Annotated in this window: 17 protein-coding genes; 6 read left to right on the top strand and 11 right to left on the bottom strand. The window is 72.2% G+C overall.

Going from position 1 to position 17,796, the window contains the following annotated elements; all coding sequences use genetic code 11:
* Positions 1–4: 4 nt before the first annotated feature.
* The gene (locus HY68_RS23470; protein WP_041991911.1) at positions 5–1,666 is read right to left on the bottom strand and encodes a DUF4331 domain-containing protein; all 1,662 of its coding nucleotides are present in this window, start codon (positions 1,664–1,666) and stop codon (positions 5–7) included.
* Positions 1,667–2,015: 349 nt separating this feature from the next.
* Here HY68_RS23470 and HY68_RS23465 point away from each other — a divergent pair, with 349 nt between their 5' ends.
* The 3 genes from HY68_RS23465 (at position 2,016) to HY68_RS23455 (ending at position 5,235) form a co-directional block, all read left to right on the top strand.
* A complete protein-coding gene (locus tag HY68_RS23465; protein WP_078863739.1) occupies positions 2,016–3,710 on the top strand; it encodes a high frequency lysogenization protein HflD in 1,695 nt (564 codons plus the stop codon).
* 132 nt (positions 3,711–3,842) lie between these two features.
* Complete coding sequence (locus tag HY68_RS23460; RefSeq protein ID WP_041991909.1) at positions 3,843–4,778, top strand: chlorophyllase; 936 nt, start codon at positions 3,843–3,845, stop codon at positions 4,776–4,778.
* Between the two features lie 85 nt (positions 4,779–4,863).
* On the top strand, positions 4,864–5,235 hold the full coding sequence (locus tag HY68_RS23455) for a hypothetical protein (protein WP_041991907.1): 372 nt from the start codon (positions 4,864–4,866) through the stop codon (positions 5,233–5,235).
* 62 nt (positions 5,236–5,297) lie between these two features.
* Here HY68_RS23455 and HY68_RS23450 read toward each other — a convergent pair whose 3' ends face one another.
* From HY68_RS23450 to HY68_RS23440, 3 genes are all read right to left on the bottom strand, one after another.
* Positions 5,298–6,077, bottom strand: coding sequence for an SDR family oxidoreductase (locus tag HY68_RS23450; RefSeq protein ID WP_041991905.1), 780 nt, complete (start codon positions 6,075–6,077; stop codon positions 5,298–5,300).
* A gap of 238 nt (positions 6,078–6,315) precedes the next feature.
* On the bottom strand, positions 6,316–6,996 hold the full coding sequence (locus HY68_RS23445) for a DUF1275 family protein (RefSeq protein WP_241778653.1): 681 nt from the start codon (positions 6,994–6,996) through the stop codon (positions 6,316–6,318).
* 267 nt (positions 6,997–7,263) lie between these two features.
* Complete coding sequence (locus HY68_RS23440) at positions 7,264–8,172, bottom strand: LysR family transcriptional regulator (protein ID WP_041996920.1); 909 nt, start codon at positions 8,170–8,172, stop codon at positions 7,264–7,266.
* Positions 8,173–8,303: 131 nt separating this feature from the next.
* On the opposite strand from HY68_RS23440, the gene HY68_RS23435 reads away from it, so the two are divergent.
* From HY68_RS23435 to HY68_RS23425, 3 genes are all read left to right on the top strand, one after another.
* Positions 8,304–9,107, top strand: a complete 804-nt coding sequence (locus HY68_RS23435; RefSeq protein WP_041991903.1) for an SDR family NAD(P)-dependent oxidoreductase — start codon at positions 8,304–8,306, stop codon at positions 9,105–9,107.
* A gap of 106 nt (positions 9,108–9,213) precedes the next feature.
* Positions 9,214–10,251, top strand: a complete 1,038-nt coding sequence (locus HY68_RS23430; RefSeq protein ID WP_041991902.1) for a Dyp-type peroxidase — start codon at positions 9,214–9,216, stop codon at positions 10,249–10,251.
* Complete coding sequence (locus tag HY68_RS23425; RefSeq protein ID WP_041991900.1) at positions 10,248–11,045, top strand: family 1 encapsulin nanocompartment shell protein; 798 nt, start codon at positions 10,248–10,250, stop codon at positions 11,043–11,045. Before HY68_RS23430 ends, HY68_RS23425 begins: the two co-directional genes overlap by 4 nt.
* Here the strand turns inward: HY68_RS23425 and HY68_RS23420 are convergent.
* The 7 genes from HY68_RS23420 to HY68_RS23390 form a co-directional block, all read right to left on the bottom strand.
* The gene (locus HY68_RS23420) at positions 11,042–12,016 is read right to left on the bottom strand and encodes a sugar kinase (RefSeq protein WP_041991898.1); all 975 of its coding nucleotides are present in this window, start codon (positions 12,014–12,016) and stop codon (positions 11,042–11,044) included. The genes HY68_RS23425 and HY68_RS23420 overlap by 4 nt on opposite strands.
* A complete protein-coding gene (locus tag HY68_RS23415; RefSeq protein WP_041991896.1) occupies positions 12,013–12,663 on the bottom strand; it encodes a bifunctional 4-hydroxy-2-oxoglutarate aldolase/2-dehydro-3-deoxy-phosphogluconate aldolase in 651 nt (216 codons plus the stop codon). The genes HY68_RS23420 and HY68_RS23415 overlap by 4 nt, the downstream gene beginning before the upstream one ends.
* A gap of 13 nt (positions 12,664–12,676) precedes the next feature.
* On the bottom strand, positions 12,677–13,492 hold the full coding sequence (locus HY68_RS23410) for a hypothetical protein (protein ID WP_041991894.1): 816 nt from the start codon (positions 13,490–13,492) through the stop codon (positions 12,677–12,679).
* Positions 13,486–14,631 carry a galactonate dehydratase gene (dgoD, locus tag HY68_RS23405; RefSeq protein WP_041991893.1) on the bottom strand — a complete coding sequence of 382 codons (1,146 nt, stop codon included), beginning with the start codon at positions 14,629–14,631 and terminating at the stop codon, positions 13,486–13,488. Before dgoD ends, HY68_RS23410 begins: the two co-directional genes overlap by 7 nt.
* On the bottom strand, positions 14,628–15,371 hold the full coding sequence (locus HY68_RS23400) for a FadR/GntR family transcriptional regulator (RefSeq protein ID WP_041991891.1): 744 nt from the start codon (positions 15,369–15,371) through the stop codon (positions 14,628–14,630). The genes dgoD and HY68_RS23400 overlap by 4 nt, the downstream gene beginning before the upstream one ends.
* Positions 15,372–15,415: 44 nt before the next feature.
* A complete protein-coding gene (locus tag HY68_RS23395; RefSeq protein ID WP_041991889.1) occupies positions 15,416–16,174 on the bottom strand; it encodes an SDR family oxidoreductase in 759 nt (252 codons plus the stop codon).
* 91 nt (positions 16,175–16,265) lie between these two features.
* The coding region (locus HY68_RS23390; RefSeq protein WP_063779715.1) for an alpha-galactosidase at positions 16,266–17,796 on the bottom strand (1,531 nt) is incomplete at its 5' end.

The following is a 17,796-nucleotide window of genomic DNA, read 5'->3' as shown; positions in this document are numbered from 1 at the left end:
CCGCTCACGCCTGTCCCGCGCGCCGCCGGCGCAGGGCCAGGACTCCGGCGCAGGCCAGGAGCGCGCCGCCGCCGATGGCTGCCGCGGAGGCGACGGGGAAGTCCCCGCCGAAGGCGCTGCCGCCGAAACCGGCGCCGACGCCGCCGTCCGGGTGCAGGGAGTCGGCCTGGTTGACCGCGGCGGTGTTGGGCAGCGCCACGTACGGGAACGTGTCACCGGGCTGACGGTACGGGGCGTCGACCGCGTCACCCGCGGCCAGCGCTGGCACGATCTTGCCGGTCTGCGCGGCGCCTTCGAGTGCCTGCAGTTCGATGTCGACGACATCGTCGTTGAGCCGGCGTCCGTTGGGGAAGCCGCCCAGGTCGCCGCCGATGACACCGAGCCGGTTCGGGTTGGCCGAGACCGGCACCGACATGTTGAGGCGCAGTTCCTCCGCCGGGAGGAACGCCTTCTTGTCGGCGTCCGCGTTGAGCAGCTGCGAGTTGAGGTCCGCCTTGACCGGACCGCACGCCTTGCAGAGCCCGGTCAGGAAGATCTCGACCAGGTCGTTACGGGGGGTGGCGGGCGCCGGAACGTTGTAGATGTTCTGGATGAGCTTGGGCACGATCGGGTCCTTGACCGCGTTCACGACCGGGGTGACCGTGTGGTCCTTCTCCGGCGGCAGCGCGTTGAAGGCGTCCTTGTACTTGAGGGGTACGACCACCTCGTTGACCAGCGGGTTACCGAGGCGGGAGACCTGGTGCCAGCCGCCTTCGCCGCCCTTGTCGGGCGCACCGGGACCGCCCTTGCCGTCAGCCGCCGGCTCCGCGTTCTCGCTGCCCTTGCCGGTGACGACCGCGCCCTGCCGGTCGGTGGTGGACCACACGCCGACCACGGGGTTGCGCTTGGCGTCGCCGTTGAGTGCCAGGTCCTTCTTGGGCACCTGGATGGCGATGGTGTTGACGTTGTACCCGGCGAGCGTGTTGTGACCGGTCTCCTTGAGGTTGCCCCCGTAGAGGAGGTCGAAGATCCGCAGATCAAGGAAGAACGGGTCGGACGCCTGGCCCGCGTACGTCTGGCCGCCGTTCGGCAGGGACACGGTGGCCTGCTCGCGCAGCGCCGCGTAGTCCGGCATCGACGCCTTGCCGACGTTGGACGGCGCCGCAGGGGCGTCCTTGAGCAGTGTCTTGGTGTTGCCGCTGCCGTCGGTGGCCGTCAGGGAGTACGTCTGGCGGAAGTTCAGCGTCTCGTCGTCCAGGGACTTCACGACGCCGGTGTTGTAGAGGAACTGGTTGGCGTCGTCCCGGACGTGGTTGGTGAACGACCAGGTGTACGTGGTGTCGGGCTTGCCGTCGCCGTTCCCGTCGATCTTGATGTTGTAGTGCGCGTCGTCGGCGAACGGGTAGAAGTTCGGGCCGCCGTTGGGCTCCTCGAACGGGATCCAGTTCGCCACCAGCGTGACCGTGTCCGGCTTGTCGGGGCTGGTGAAGGCGTAGACGTCCGTGTTGTCGGCCCTGGGGTCACCACCCGTCAGCGGCGCCTCGCGGTGGCTGGAGGCGGCGCTGGTGCCCGGCGCGAGGCCGGTGACAGCGGCGGCGGCCAGCAGGGCGAGGGCGCCGGCAGAGGCGAGCGCGCGTTCTGCCGGGCGTCCCGGAATTCTTCGGCGTGACAGACGGGAGGACTGCATGGGCCATCCATTTCCGGTGTGAGCGCCGTACCTCGCGGGGACCGGGCGGTGGGTACGGCTGAGATCGGTGGACGCTCGAAGCCCCACACAGACCCTCCGGCAGTGCCCCGATCGGCATGAGCCGTGTGGCAAAAGGCCAGCAATGTGACTTAAAGCTCCCACCAAATCACCATGCGCATAGGGCGCTCGCAATGCCCGTGAGCCGAATGAGGCGAGCGCCGCCCGTCGCCCCCTGGGCCGGTCCGACGACCCCGCCCGGCCGTTCGGGTGACCGCACCGCCCGCCGCGACACGCGCGCCGGCCGACCGGGTAGCAGTGCGAGACCCGACCCGGCGCCCTGGAGGCATCCATGACCCACCGCCAGCTCGGGCGGCGCGCCGCAGTGGTGGCGGGCGGTCTGCTGTGGCTGCTCGGGACTGCCGCACCGGCGGCCCAGGCGGCCCAGGCCCATCCGCTCGGCAACTTCTCGGTGAACCACTACACCGGATTCACCGTGCGTCCCGACCGTGTGGACGTCCTGGCGGTCACCGACACCGCGGAGATTCCCACCCTCCAGGCCGCACCGCGCATCGACACGGACGGCGACGGCACCCCGAGCGCCGCCGAACGCGCCGCGTGGGCCACCGCGCGCTGCGCCGAGACGGCGGGGAAGCTCGCCGTGGCCGCGCCCCGGCGCCTGACCTGGAAGGTCAGCTCCGCCACTTTCGCCTACCGGCCGGGACAGAGCGGACTGCGCACCAGCCGGCTCGACTGCCGCCTCCGGGCTCCGCTGGAGCTGACGGACGGCCCGCAGACGCTACGGATCGACACGGGCGCCGACAGGGCCCGGGTCGGCTGGAACGAGATCACAGCGAAGGGTGCGGGTACGCATCTGCGGGACTCCACGGTGCCCGCGTCGTCATCGACCGGTGAACTCCGGCACTATCCGCGCGACTTGCTCGCCACTCCGCTGGGCGACACCACGGCGCGGTTCACCGCCGTCCCCGGCGCCGCCGCTTCGAGCGGTACGGAAGGGACGTCCCGGGCCGGGGCTGTGGGCGGACTCACCGGAGGCGTCGAAGCGCTCTCCCGGCGACTGACGTCGCTCACCGGCACGCGGACGCTCACCGTCCCGGTCGGGGTGCTCGCCGTCCTGCTGTCCGTCGTGCTGGGCGCGGGGCACGCGCTGCTGCCCGGCCACGGCAAGACCGTCATGGCCGCCTATCTCGCCGGCAAGCGGGGCAGCACCCGGGACGCGCTGACCGTAGGCGCGACGGTGACCGCCACCCACACCGCGGGGGTGCTGGTCGTCGGCCTCTGTCTCACCACCTTCTCCGCACTCGCCGGTGACACCGTGCTGAACTGGCTGGGCGTGGTGAGCGGCGCGCTGGTGGCAGCGGTCGGCGCGGCCCTGCTGCTCGACGCGGTGCGCGGGGCGCGCCGCAGGCGTCTCGACGCCGCCGCGATCGGCGCCCTGCCGCCGAGCGCTCGGGAGCCGGCGCTGGTGGGCGCCGCGGGCGCCGCCGACACGGCTGCGGAGATCGCGCACGGTCACACGCATGACACAGGGCATAGGCACGGGCCTCAGCACGGGCTCGGGCACGGGCACGGCCACGGACCTGCGGACGGGCACCATCGGAATCACCATCACCCGCATGAAAAGCCGCACCGGCACGGGCTGTTCGGACACCACCACCACAGCCACTCGCCGTCCGCCACGGACGCCGGCCGGCCGTACACCAGGCGCGGGCTGATCGGCCTCGGCGTCGCCGGCGGCCTCGTACCGAGCCCGTCCGCCCTGGTCGTCCTGCTGGGCTCGATCGCCCTGGGCAGAACCGTCTTCGGAGCCGGGCTCGTACTCGCGTACGGCCTCGGCATGGCCGCCACCCTGACGGCGGTCGGCCTGATCCTTGTCCGCCTCGGAGACAGGCTCGGCACGCTCACGGACCGCCCGCTGTTCGCGTTCCTCCGGCGCGTCGCGCCCAGCACCGCCCTGCTGACGGCCGCGCTCGTCCTTGTCGTGGGCCTCGGACTGATGATCCGCAGTCTGCCGCCGGTGCTGTGAAGCGGACGGTGTCGTGAGGCGGACGGTGGCCTTTGACAAAACGGAACACGGTTCCGTAAATTAAACGGAACGACGTTCCGATTTCAGCGCCGTCCGAAACAGGCGTCGCTGACCGCTGAATGGATCCCCAGCATGAGTGAACCTTCCGCCACCCCCGTCCTGTCCGTCGCACCCGTCGTGCTGCCGGCTCCCGGCCGCGCCGTGGACCTGGAGATACGCGTCTCCGCGCCCGTGACCGGCAGCGACCTGCCGGTGATCCTGCTCTCGCACGGCCAGGGTTTCTCCAACCATCTCTCCTCGCTGAACGGCTACGCGCCCCTCGCCCAGTTCTGGGCGGCGCAGGGCTTCGTCGTCATCCAGCCCACCCATCTGAGTTCCAGGTCGCTGAGCCTGGATCCCGCCACTCCCGGGGCGCCGCTGTTCTGGCGCTCGCGCGCCGAGGACATGCGGGCGGTCCTCGACCAGCTCGACGCGGTCGAGGCCGCCGTACCGCAGCTCGTCGGGCGCCTGGACCGGAACAGGGTCGCGGTGGCGGGCCACTCCATGGGCGGCCACACCGCGAGCCTGCTGCTCGGCGCCCGGCTCACCGACCCGGACGACGGCGTGGAGGTGAACATGGCCGAGCCGCGGATCAAGGCGGGGGTCCTGCTCGGCGCGCCCGGCAGGGGTGGCGACGCCCTCAGCGAGATCGCGGCCACGAACTACCCCGTCTTCCTGACCACGGACTTCTCCGCGATGACGACGCCCACGCTCGTGGTCGCCGGCGACAAGGACACCTCCACCCATCTGACGGTCAACGGCCCGGACTGGCATGCCGATCCGTACCTCCTCGCCCCCGGCCCCAAGTCCCTGCTCACCGTCTTCGGAGCGGAACACGGCTTCGGCGGGGTCTCCGGTTACGACGTCGCCGAGACCACCGACGAGAACCCCGGGCGGGTGGCCGCGGTCGCGCGGCTGACCTCGGCGTATCTCCGCAGCGAGCTGTACCCCGGAGACACCGCCTGGCAGGACGCACGCGCCGCGCTGACCGCCGGTCCCGACGCGCTCGGACGGATCGAGTCCAAGTAGATCGGCTTCCGCGCCGGGAGGGGTCCCGGCGCGGACGGGTTGGATCCGGTGCGGGGGAATCCCCTCGAACCAGGAGGTCCAACTGATGAGTACGGGTATGCGCTCACGCGCGGCCACGGCGGCGTTGACGGTGTCGATGGCGGTCGCGCTGGGGCTCGGTGTGACAACGGCGGCGTACGGCGCCAGCCAGGGGCCCTGCTACGACGGCCGGTGTGACATCACGGTCTCAAAGCCCAGGACGGTCAAGGTCAACGGAAACCGCTTCGGCTTCGCGAACCTGAAGGTCACACACACCGGCCCCGACGTGGTGAAGGTGTCGGCCGCCATCACGGGCGGCGGCGCCCACCTCGGCGGCAGCGCCAGCGCCGGCGGCCTGGTCAGGCTCAACAACCTGGACATCTATGTGAATTCGATCTCCGGCCACAAGGCAAAGCTCAGCCTGTACCCGGCGTCCTGACACCCGGCAGACAGCCACCACCCCGGCGCGGTCCGCGACGCGCCGGGGTGGTCTCCGTGCGGCTACCAGTCCAGGGTGACCGGTACGAACGGGGCGTCCTCCGGTGCTGTCTTGCGGGCCCGCAAGGCTGTTTCCGCCGGCTCGCCGACCGGGACACGGAGCGGCGGGTCCGGGTGTTCGATCGTGTCCGCCACCGCCACGGCCACGTCCTCGGGGGTGACCGGCTCGAAGATGGACGTGCCACGCAGCGGGCCGAACTGTGCGAACAGGGGCGTGTACGGGTCGTTCTCCTTGAAGAAGGACTTGGCCCGCTCGGCTCCGCCCGAGGAGACCGTGCCCGGCTGGAGGATGCTCACCTTGACGCCGAAGTGGCCCGCCTCGACCGCCAGTGTCTCGGCGAACGCCTCAAGTGCCCACTTGCTGGCGGCATACGGGCCGATGATCGGCACGACCAGCCGGCCCTGGATGCTGGAGACGAAGACAAGCCGGCCCGCGCCGCGCTCACGCATCGCGGGCAGCAGACCCTGCACCACCCGCAGCGGACCGAAGGTGTTGAGCTGGAAGAGGGCTTCGACCTCGGAGACCGGCACGCTCTCCAAGGGCGCGCGGACCGTCGCGCCCGCGTTGCTGACCAGTACGTCGATCTCACCGGCCGCCCGGACGGCCTCGTCCACACTTCCCTGGTCGGTGACGTCGAGCCGTAGCCGCTGGTCGACGGGGAGGTCGTCGAGGTCGTCGGTCCTGCGGGCCGTGGCGACGACCCGGTGGCCCCGGCGGGCGAGTTCGACGGCGATGGCGCGGCCGATACCTCTGGAGGCGCCGGTGATGAGCACGGACGTCATGTCGGTCTCCTCCTCACCCGAGAAGCGAGCACGAGAGCTGTTCGGGTCGACAGGATCGCCGCACACCACGGGACGACGTGTGTTCCCCTTGGGAAAACGACGCTATACCGCGATCGGACCGACCGCATGCCCAGGGATTCTCAGCTGGTCAACCGGTCGGTGAGCAGGGCGGCGTCGGCACCGCGCGGCGCAGGGGAGTCCGAGCCGCCGCGCCGACACGGCAGCGCCTGGACCGTCGTCATGCGAGCCGGTCTCCGTCCGGTCCGACGTCGTCGGCCTGGTCCGAGGGGAAGACCAAGGCCGCCACCGCGGTCGCGACGGCCGCCACCGCGGGGCCGAGGCGCAGGTCGAGGGTCATCGCGCCGGAGGCCGTCAGCGAGCCCAGGACGAGCATGACGACCACGACGACGCGGATGGGCGCGTGCTTACCGCTGCCGTCGGCGGCGTCCTGCGCCAGGCTGGTCAGGGTGCCGGTGACGAACGTCGTGGTCACCCCGGACGAGCGCTCGTACCGCTTGGCCGCCGCGGTCTGGGCGCCCATGGCGGCCGCCGACACGGCGAGCAGCCCCAGCCGCAGCGCGGATCCAGGCCCGGGTCCTGAGCCGGAGCCGTTTCCCGAACTGGCGGCGATCGCGGCGAGCAGGGCGGCGTTGAGCCCCACCACGCTCCACAGCACCCGGCGGATCGCGCGCCGCTGCCCGTCCGGCCGTACCGGTGTGGCCAGGGACGCGGCGTACACCGCGAGCAGAAAGGCGGCCAGCGCGGTGGCCGCTCCGGTCACGAGGTCGCCGTACGCCGGCTGGGCGGTGAGCCCGGCCAGCACGAGGCTGCCGGTCATGTTCGCGGTGAACACCCCGCCGAGCTGCGCGAAGGCGAAGGCGTCGCCGGCGCCCGCCGCGTACGACATCAGCGCCGACACGGTGGCCAGGCGCCCTCTCCCGGAGGGCGCGGATACGGAGGGCACAGGCGTGGCTCAGGCTGTCTTCGCGGGGGCGGTCGGGTTCTTGCGAGCGACGACGAGCGGGTCGGCCGGGGTGAAGGGGGACTCCGGCGACAGTGCGGGCATGGGGAACCTTTCATGTCATAGGTTCGTCCTATATGCCCACTATCCCCATCGACCTCACCGCCCCTGACGCGTTCGAGTGACCCCCGTGGAGCGGCCACGCCTCGCCGCCGCCCCACCGCGTCACTGCGGCCCGTCGAGAAGCGCCGCCTCCTCGCGCAACGCGCCGACCACCACGGCCACTTCGGCCGTGGGCGGGTCAGCGGTGACCGCTACGGCGGACCGGCCGAACCACGACGGATCCTCCACCGCGACGGTGTGCACGCCCGCCGGTACGGATGCCGCCGCCAGCCGGGGCAGTACGGTGATGCCGAGCCCGGCGGCGACAAGGCCGAGGCGGGTGGGCCATTCCCGGGCCGCGTGGGCGATCCGGGGGTGCTCCAGGGTCGGCCACGCGCCGAACTGGGGATCGTCACGCAGGCCCTTTCCCACGATCCACGGTTCCGTGGCGAGTTCGGCGACGGCGACGCTGTCACGGCCCGCGAACCGGTGGGCGGCGGGCAGGGCGACGAGCAGACCGCCCTCCAGCAGCAACTCGCTCCGCAGGCCGTCGAGATCGTAGGCGGGCAGGTCGGATCCGACGCCGATCACGGCGACTTCGATCCGGTGCGCCCGCAACTGCCGTAGCTGTGTGGGCGAGGAGCCCTCCGCGAGGTCCACCTCCAGCCCCGGGTGCTCCCGTCCGAGCCGTGCCATCGCGCGGGGTACGAGCACGGCCGCGGCGGCGGGGAAGGCGGCGACGGTCACACGCCCGGTGACATGGTCCCGCAGTCCCGCGATGTCCCGGTCGGCGCCGTCGATCTCGTGCAGTACCGTCGCCGCCCGCCGGGCCAGCAACCGCCCGGCCGGCGACGGGCTCACCCCACGGGCTCCCCTTACGAACAGCGCGGCGCCGGCGGCGGTCTCCATGGCGGCGACCTGGCGGGACACGGCCGACTGCGTGTACCCGAGCGCGTCGGCCGCCGCCGTGAACGATCCGGTGTCGACCACGGCGGAAACGACCCGGAGACCGGTGATCGTGAACTCGCTCATGACCTCCACCCTAGTCGCCGGCCATGCGTAACACGCATGGCTCCTGTGCTTGATCATCGCTGGTGGAATGGCTCGGGGCGGCGCAGTGTGGAGGTGTCGGAGAGCGACAGCTCATACAGGAGGCACCAGTTATGACGAAGACATGGTTGATCACCGGAACGTCACGGGGATTCGGCAACGAGTGGGCACGGGCCGCGCTGGAGCGCGGTGACCGGGTGGCGGCGACCGCCCGCGACCTGAGCAGGCCCGCCGAACTGGCCGACCGCTACGGGGACGCGGTGCTGCCGATCCAGCTGGACGTCACCGACCGCGAGGCGGTGGGTGCGGCGGTACGCAAGGCGTACGCCCACTTCGGCTCGCTGGACGTCGTCGTCAACAACGCCGGCTACGGCCACTTCGGCATGGTCGAGGAGGTGACCGAGAGCGAGCTGCGCGCGCAGCTGGAGACGAACTTCTTCGGCGCCGTGTGGGTCACCCAGGCCGCCCTTCCCCTCATGCGGGAGCAGCGCCGTGGGCACATCCTCCAGGTGACCAGCGAGGGCGGGGTGCGGGCGTACCCCGGGATCGGCGCGTACCACGCGTCGAAGTGGGCCCTGGAGGGACTGTCCGAGTCGCTGGCGCAGGAGGTGGCGCCGTTCGGCATCCACATCACCAGTGTGGAGCCCGGCCCCTACGCGACCGACTGGCTCGACCGGGGAGCGCGCCGCAGCGCGCCGCATCCCGACTACGCCGGGGTCCGCGAGACGACGGCGCCGGAGTTCGAGGTCGGCGACCCGCGCGCCACACGCGAGGCGATCCTGCGGATCGTCGACGCGCCTGAGCCGCCGCTGCGGGTCTTCCTCGGCAAGTCCTTTCCCGCTGTGGCCGAGCTGTACGAGGAGCGGCTGCGGACCTGGCGCGATTGGCAGCCGGTCTCCGTGGCGGCGTTCGGCTGACGTCGTAGGCTGACTACGCACTGCTTGATCGCACTGCTGGTGCGACGGACGGCCAATCGGCGCCGGAGATCGTTCGGCGCCGGTACGAACGAGACTGGAGAGCCGGTTGACGGTCGAATCTTTTCCGGGGCCCGAGCCGCAATCGGTGCTCAGCCCGCTGACCACCGGCGCGATCTTCCTGGTGGTCACGGTCGACGCCGGGGGCGAGGAGACGGTGCAGGACCTGCTGGCCGATCTGTCCGGCCTCGAACGCGCCTTCGGGTTCGGGGCGCCCGACGGCGCGCTGAGCTGTGTCGCCGGGATCGGCGCCGGCCTGTGGGACCGGCTGTTCGAGCTGCCCAGGCCGGTGGGGCTGCATCCCTTCAAGGAGCTGGTCGGGGCCCGGCACCGCGCGGTCGCCACCCCGGGCGACCTGCTCTTCCACATCCGGGCCACCCGGCCTGACCTGTGCTTCGCGCTGGCGACCGAGATCATGGACCGGCTGCGCGGCGCGGTCACCGTGCGGGACGAGGTCCAGGGGTTCAAGTACCTGGACACCCGTGACCTGATGGGTTTCGTCGACGGCACCGAGAACCCGGTCGGCGGCGCCGCCCGTACGGCGGTCCTGGTCGGCGACGAGGACCCCGCCCACACCGGCGGCAGCTATGTGATCGTGCAGAAGTACCTGCACGACCTGGATGCCTGGAACACCCTGCCCGTCGAGGCGCAGGAGAAGATCATCGGCCGTAAGAAGCTCAACAACGTCGAGCTGGACGAGGACGCCTCGCACGTCGCGCTGACGACCATCGTCGGTCCCGACGGGGACGAGCAGCAGATCCTGCGGGACAACATGCCCTTCGGCAGCCCCGGGCGCGGCGAGTTCGGTACGTACTTCATCGGCTACTCGCGCACGCCGGACGTCACGGAACAGATGCTGCGCAACATGTTCCTCGGCGCGCCGAACGCGAGCCACGACCGCATCCTGGACTTCTCGACCGCCGTGACCGGCACCCTCTTCTTCGCGCCGTCCGTGGACTTCCTCGACGGCCTTCCCGACTCGGCTTCGGCCACCACCTCCGTACCCCGGCCCGCGGACAGCCCCGCGGTCACGCCCGCCGACGGCAGCCTGGGGATCGGCGACCTGAACAGGAGCACCGCCCGGTGAACAATCTGCACCGCGATCTCGCCCCCGTCTCCGCGGCCGCCTGGGCCGATCTGGAGGCCGAGGCGCAGCGCACCTTCAAGCGCAATGTGGCCGCGCGCCGGATCGTGGACGTGCCCGAGCCCGGGGGGCCTGAGCTGGCCGCCGTGGCCACCGGGCATCTCGACCCGGTCGCCCCGCCAGCCGAGGGCGTCCTGGCGCACACCCGCCACTCGCAGCCCGTCGTGGAGCTGCGCGTCCCGTTCACCGTGGACCGGCAGCAGGTCGACGACGTGGAGCGGGGCGCCCAGGACGCCGACTGGCAGCCGGTGAAGGACGCCGCGCGGCGGCTGGCCTTCGCCGAGGACCGGGCCGTCTTCGAGGGCTATCCGGAGGCGGGTATCGAGGGCATCCGCGCCGGCTCGTCCAACCCGGCGGTGCCGCTCCCCGCCGATGTGCGCGAGTACCCGAACGCCGTGAGCCGGGCCATCACCGCGCTGCGGCTGGCCGGTGTCGAGGGCCCGTACACCCTGGCGCTGAGCGCCGACGCGTACACCGCGGTGAACGAGACGTCGGACCACGGCTACCCCATCCACGAACACATCGCGCGTCTCCTCGACGGCGACATCATCTGGGCCCCGGCCATCGACGGCGCGTTCCTGCTGTCGGCCCGGGGCGGGGACTTCGAACTGCGCCTGGGGCAGGACGTGTCCATCGGTTATCTCAGCCATGACGCGACGAGTGTGCGGCTGTACTTCCAGGAGACGCTGACGTTCCTGGTGCACACCAGCGAGGCCGTCGTCGCGCTCACGCCCTAAAGGCCGGGGGCGAGGACCGCTGTGGCCCACTCCTCGTCGGTGGCGGCGAGGAGCTGGGCCGTGCGCGCCGCAGGCAGCAGCGGGCCGTGGTCGGCGGTGACCCGCAGCGCCGACACCGCTGTGAGATGGCCGAGCCGCAGGGCGGCGACCGGGCCGCCGCCCTGGCGCGTAGCCGCCAGGAAGCCGGCCGCGAACGCGTCGCCCGCGCCGACCGGTTCGGCCACGTCCGTGGTGAGCGCGGGCACCGTGTACGACTCCGGGCCGACGAAGGCCGTGGCGGAGCGGGAGCCGTCCTTGACGACCAGAGTGCCCGGCCCGGGCAGCAACGCGCGTACCGCCTCCGGGTCCTTCAGGTCCGCGCCCCACAGCGCCTGGGCCTCGTCCAGCCCGACGAAGACGATGTCGGCGCGCCCGGCCAGTGCCCGCAGCGTTGTGGCGGCCGTCCCTGCCGGGGTGCCGGACCACAGTGCGGGGCGGTGGTTGACGTCGAAGCTGACCCGGTACGGCCGGTCGGGGGCGAGGACCGCCTCCACCAGCGCGTGGCAACTGGCGGACAGTGCCGGGGTGATGCCCGTGACATGGACGAGTCCGGCGTCGGACAGGCCGCCGTCCCGCAGGAGTTCGGGCCCCAGTGCGGCGGCCGCCGAACCGCGCCGGTAGTAGTGGACGCGGGTGGCGTCCCGCCCCGGGTCCTTGATCAGCAGCCCGGTGGGGCGCTCCGGGTCGGTGCGTACGCCGGAGACATCGACGCCGGAAGCGGCGACGCGCTCCCGTATCCGGCGCCCGAACGGATCGGCGCCCAGCGCGGACACCCAGCGGGCGGGCACACCGTGGTCGGCGAGATACATCGCCACGTTCGACTCGGCGCCCGCGATGTCGATCCGCAGCAGGTCGGCGGTGTCGAGTGGGGTGACCGGGTCCGGTGCGAGAGCCGCCATCGTCTCGCCGACGCAGACAACAGGGCCGCTCATGCCGGGCCTTCGGCGGCCGGTACACCGGTGCGTACGACATCGAGGAACGTCCTCGTCCGCGCCCGCAGCGCGTCCAGGTCTCCGCCGTCCGCCGCGTCACCGATCAGTGGGGACCCGACGCCCACAGCCGTCGCACCGGCCGCCAGATACTCGGCCGCTGCAGTCGCGTCCACTCCCCCGACCGGCACGAACGGCAGCCCGGGGAACGGGCCGCGCAGCGCCCGCAGATAGGCGGGGCCGCCCGCCTGCGCCGCCGGGAATATCTTGAGCGCCTCGGCGCCGAGCCGCAGCGCCGACAGGATGTCCGTGGGCGTCATCACCCCGGCGAGCACCGGCAGTCCGAGTTCCCTGGCCGCCGTGACTCCGTCGCCGACGGCGGGTGTCACGACGAAATCGGCTCCCGCTCCGTGCGCCGCGCGCGCGTCGTCGGCGCTCAGCACCGTACCCGCGCCGAGGGGTGCGTCAGGCCCCAGTGCGGCCCTGGCCCGGTTGATCACCGTGAGCGCGTCCCTGCCGCTCAGCGAGACCTCGACCAGGGCGACGCCCTCCTCGACGAGGGTCAGTACGGTCTTCAGCGCGGCGTCCGGGTCGTCGCCGCGCACGATGGCGACCAGACGGTGCGCGTGCAGCGCGCCGAGCAGATCCATGGGGTGGTTCCTTTCACCTGCGGTGTGTCGTTGTCATGGTCAGGCGCCAGCGGACCTCGCCCGCCGCCGGGACGCGGGCCGCGTCCTCCTCCCCCGCCGCCGCCAGGTCGAAGACGCGGCCGAGCATGGGCTCCACACCGACGGACCGGTACGGCGCGTCGTCGGGAAAGCCGCCGAGGTTGCGCCAGAGGGCGATCGAGACGGGTTGTCCCGGGGCCTCCAGCGCGAGTGTCAGTGTGTCGGGACCGTCGTGGACGGCCGCCTCCGGTGTGTTGATCACGGCTCCGAGCGCCGTGCCGTCGTCGGGTCCGAGCCGGTCCAGCCGTACGCCGCCGACGCGCGGCCACTGCCCGCGGACGGTGTCCGAGCCGCCGTCCGGGTACAGCGAAAGCCCTGCCCCGTCACGCAGTTCGACCGTGGCCGCCTCGGAGACGTCCAGCAGCGCGTGCGCCGCCCAGAGGAAGCGGTAGCCCGGCTCGGCGGTCAGCCGGTAGTCCACGGCCGTGCGCCCCGGCCGCGTACGGATACGGCGGACGAGCCGGAAGTCCGGGCAGTCCACGGCCTCGTCGCCCGCGCCGACGCGCACCCAGGGCCTGCTCCAGGCCTCGCCGTGGTCCGGGGTGCCGCGTACCGTCGGAACACACTCCTCAAGGCCGCCGGCGTCCGCGAAGGCGTCCCCCGGCCGTACGCCGTGCCTGCGCGGCTCGTCCCGGTGCCACAGCCACTCCCGGCCGCCGTCCGCGCGCAGGGAGGTCCAACGCCCGCCGTGCGCTGGGTCCGTGACGACCTGCGGCCCGGTCACCGCACCACTCGTCGTGTCACTCACCATTCGGCGAACGATCCGTCCTCGTGCCGCCAGACCGGGTTGCGCCAGGCGTGTCCTGACCGGTCCGCCGCCCGTACCGCCGCCTCGTCCACGGTGATGCCGAGCCCCGGCAGCTCCGTGCGGTGCGCCTGCCCGGCCACGAACCGGAAGGGCTCGGTGTCGACGAGGTACGACAGCAGGTCGGCCTCCTTGTTGTAGTGGATGCCCCTGCTCTGCTCCTGGATGAGGAAGTTGGGTGTGCAGAAGGCGATTTGCAGACTGGCGGCGAGCGCGATCGGGCCGAGCGGGCAGTGCGGGGCCAGCAGCGCCCCGTACGTCTCGGCGAGCGACGCGATCCGGTGGACCTCGGATATACCGCCGGCGTGCGAGAGGTCCGGCTGGGCCACCGCTATCCCGGCGGTCAGGGCGGGCAGGAACTCCGAGCGCCCGTAGAGCCGTTCACCGGTCGCGATCGGCACGTTCACGGCCGCCACCAGACCCGCCAGCAGGTGGTTGTGCTCGGGCAGCAGCGGCTCCTCGGCGAACAGCGGCTGCAGCGGGGCTATTTCATGCAGCACCCGGCGTGCGCCGGCCGGGCTGAACCGGCCGTGGAAGTCCACCGCCACGTCCCGCTCAGGGCCCAGCACCTCCCTGACGGCCGCCACCCGCGCCACCACGGCCGCCGTCTCGGCCGGTGTGGACAGGGGTGACGTACGGCCCGCCGCGTTCATCTTGACGGCGGTGAAGCCCGCTTCGACCTGCTCGGTGACATCCTCGGTGAGCTGGCCGGGTTCGTCGCCGCCGACCCAGGCGTAGACCCGTACGGAGTCCCTGACGGGCCCGCCGAGCAGCGCGTGCACCGGCGCTCCGTACGTCTTGCCCGCGATGTCCCACAGGGCCTGGTCGAGGCCGGCGACGGCGCTGGAGAGCACGGGGCCGCCCCGGTAGAAGCCGCCCTTGGTCATCACCTGCCAGTGGTCCTGGATCCGCAACGGGTCCTGGCCCACGAGGTGTTCGGCGAGTACGTCGACGGCGGCGCGCACCACTTCGGCCCGGCCCTCCACCACCGGCTCGCCCCAGCCGACCACCCCGTCGTCGGTCTCGATCCGGCAGAACAGCCAGCGGGGCGCCACCAGGAACGTCTCGACGCGAACGATCTTCACTTCGGCTCGGTGCCTTTCGTACGGGGGGTGCCGTGGACCTTGTCGAGGTCGCGTACCGCCTGGTCGAGCAGGGCGCGCATGGCGCGTTCAGCGGCGTCCTGGTCCTGCGCCCGTACCGCGTCGAGCACGGCCCGGTGGCTCGGTACGGGGTCCTCACCGTGCGGCGAGCTGTGCACGATCTCGTCGCGGTGGGCGAGGCCCGACTCGATGACCATCTCCATCCGTTCGAGGAGTTCGTTGTGGGTCGCTGCGAGCAGCGCCCGGTGGAAGGCGAGGTCGGCCTCGACGGCGTGGCCGGGGCCGCCTGTTCCCTCGACGGTGGCCATGGCGGTCAGTGCCGCTTCCAGTGCCTGGAGGTCGTCGTCGGTGCGGCGTTCGGCGGCGAGCCTGACGGCGGCCGGCTCGATGATGCCGCGCACCTCACCGAGGTGGCGCAGCAGTCCGAGGTCGGCGCCGGAGCTGGTGCCTTCGGCGAACTGCCAGCGCAGCACGTCGGCGTCGAGCAGGTTCCAGTCGGCCCGCGCCCTGACGAAGGTGCCGCGCTTCTGCCGCGCGTCGACCATGCCCTTGGCCGCCAGCACCTTCAGCGATTCCCGCAGGGCGGTCAGACTGACGTCCAACTCGCTCTGCAGTGCGGGGAGGTCGAGTGTCGCTCCCTCGGGGATCTCACCGCTGAGCACCCGGCGCGCGAGAGTCTCCACGGTCTGGCCGTGCACTCCGCGGCGCGCGTATGGCGTCATGTCGTTCTGCCTTTCTGCTGGTCGGTAGGGGGTACGGCGGGCGGTCAGGCCGATGCCTTGAGCACGCTCCAGCCGCCGTCGACGACCAGGCTCGTTCCGGTGATGTAGGAGGCTTCCCCGGCGGCGAGGAAGGTGATGGCGGCGGCCGCCTCCTCGGGTGTCCCGAACCGGCGGGCAGCGGTCTCGGCGACGCTGCGTTCCCGGTCGGCCTCCCCGACCCGGTCCCAGGCCGCGGTGAGGATCGGTCCCGGCAGCACGGCGTTGACCCGCACGTCGGGCCCGTACTCGACGGCGAGTTGGGAGCAGAGGGAGAGCAGGGCGCCCTTGGTCGCCGCGTACGCGGGGTGGCCGGGGATGCCCTTGTGCGCGTGGACCGACGAGACGAGGACGACGGATCCGGCGTTCTCCCGCAGATCGGGCAGGCAGGCCTTGAAGCCGAGGAAGCCGCCGGTGAGGTTGACGGCGAGCTGCCGCTCCCAGGAGGCGAGGGACATCTCGTGGGCGGGGGTGACGTCCACGGTGTAGGCGTTGCTGACGAGCACACCGACGGGTCCGTAGGTGTGCGCGGCGGCGACGATCCGGTCCCAGCCGTCCTGTTCGGCGGCGTCCGCCCTGACGAAGACGGCGCGTCCGCCGTCGTCGCGTATGCGGGCGGCGGTGGTCTCGCCGCGCTCCGCCGTGATGTCGGCGAGGACGACGGCTGCGCCTTCGGCCGCGAGGCGTCGCGCCGCCGCGGCGCCGATGCCCGAGGCGGCTCCGGTGACCACGGCCACGCGGTCGGTGAAGCGGGCGGCAGAGTTCATGAGGCGGGTCCACTCCTCGGTGTTGGTGGACGCTTCGTGGCGTCCTGGGCGACTTTAGTGACTGCGGAGATGCGGTACGGACAGCGCAGGGTCACTGTCTGGTCAGTACCACCAGTTCCGCGTCGTAGTGCGCGCTCCAGGTGAACGGCAGCCCTGAGTGCAGCAGATGGGCCCCGCTGAGGACGGTGCCGGTCGCCGTGTCGGCGTACCGCGCCCGCGGATCGAGGCCGCGCAGCCGCAGCCGGGACGCGCGTCCCGGTACGAGCGGCGCGCCGTCGAGCCGGCCGGTGTTCCACGCGGTGACGACGACGCGGGCGCCGCCCGGCTCGTCGTACTGCACCCCGCAGGTGGCGTCGGCCGGTGTGTTGAGCAGCCTGATCTCGCCGTGGTGGATGACGTCCCTGATGTCCTTGTAGCGGGCCACCCACCCGGCGGCCTCGGTGCGTTGCTCGGGCGTCCAGGTGCGGATGTCGGCGCCGATGCCGAGCACGCCCGCCATCGCGTTGACGAAGCGGAAGCCGAGGGAGCGCGGGCGCGGGTCGAAGACGCCGGGCGAGTCGGTGACCCAGGAGCTCATGGTGTGCGGGGCGTGTGCGTGCAGGTAGCCGTACTGGATGGAGAGCCGGTCCAGCGGGGCCGTGTTGTCACTCGGCCAGACGACGTCCGTACGGGCGATGGTGGCGTGTTCGATCCGGGCGCCGCCGCCCGCGCAGCCTTCGACGGTGACGTCGGGGTGGTGGGCGCGCAGATGGTCGAGGACCCGCAGGTAGCCGGCGACGTGCGCGGCGTCGAGGTCCTGTTGTTCGGCGGGGCCGCCGCCCGGTCTGCCGCGCTCGGTGGGCGGCCGGTTCATGTCCCACTTGAGGTAGCTGATCGGGTGGTCGCCGAGGAGCCGGTCGAGGGTGGCGAGGACGAAGTCCTGCACGTCGGTGCGGCCGAGGTCGAGGAGGAGCTGGTTGCGGACGAGGGTGGCGGGGCGGCCTTCGACGCGGTAGACCCATTCGGGGTGCCGGGCGTACAGCTCCGAAGCGGGGCTGATCGCCTCCGGCTCGACCCAGAGGCCGAAGTCCATGCCCAGCGCGCGCACGTGGCCGATGAAGTCGTCGAAGCCTTCGGGGAACGCCTTCGGGTCGGGGGTCCAGTCGCCGAGGCCGCCGGTGTCGTCGGCACGGCCGGGGAACCAGCCGTCGTCGACGACGAACAGTTCGGCGCCCATGTCGGCGGCGAGCGAGGCGAGTTCGAGCTGGCTCGCCGCCTCGACCCCGAATCCGGTGGCTTCCCAGGAGTTGTAGAGCACCTTGCGGGGGCGGTTCATCCGGTCGCCGGTGAGTCCGCGCTCGTAGCGGTGCCAGACGCGGGCCAGCCCTTCGAGTCCGTCCGGGCTGAAGGCGCAGGCCAGGCGCGGCGTGGTGAGGGTGGCGCCGGGGGCGAGCCGTACGGCGCCTTCGTGCGGCACCCGTCCGGCACGCACGCGGAGGGCGCCGCCGGGCTCGGCGTCGGCGGTGATGTGCCAGTTGCCCGACCACTCCAGCGCGATGCCGTAGGTGGGTGTCGCGCCTTCGGCCGGTGCGGCGGCGTCCTGGACTGCGAGCCACGGCGCGTACGCGTGGCCGGGGACGGCC

It is taken from the genome of Streptomyces sp. AcH 505, from assembly GCF_000818175.1.
Classification (GTDB): domain Bacteria; phylum Actinomycetota; class Actinomycetes; order Streptomycetales; family Streptomycetaceae; genus Streptomyces.
The sequence above is the reverse complement of the archived record's forward strand: the minus strand, read 5'-3'. Positions and strand labels throughout refer to the sequence as shown.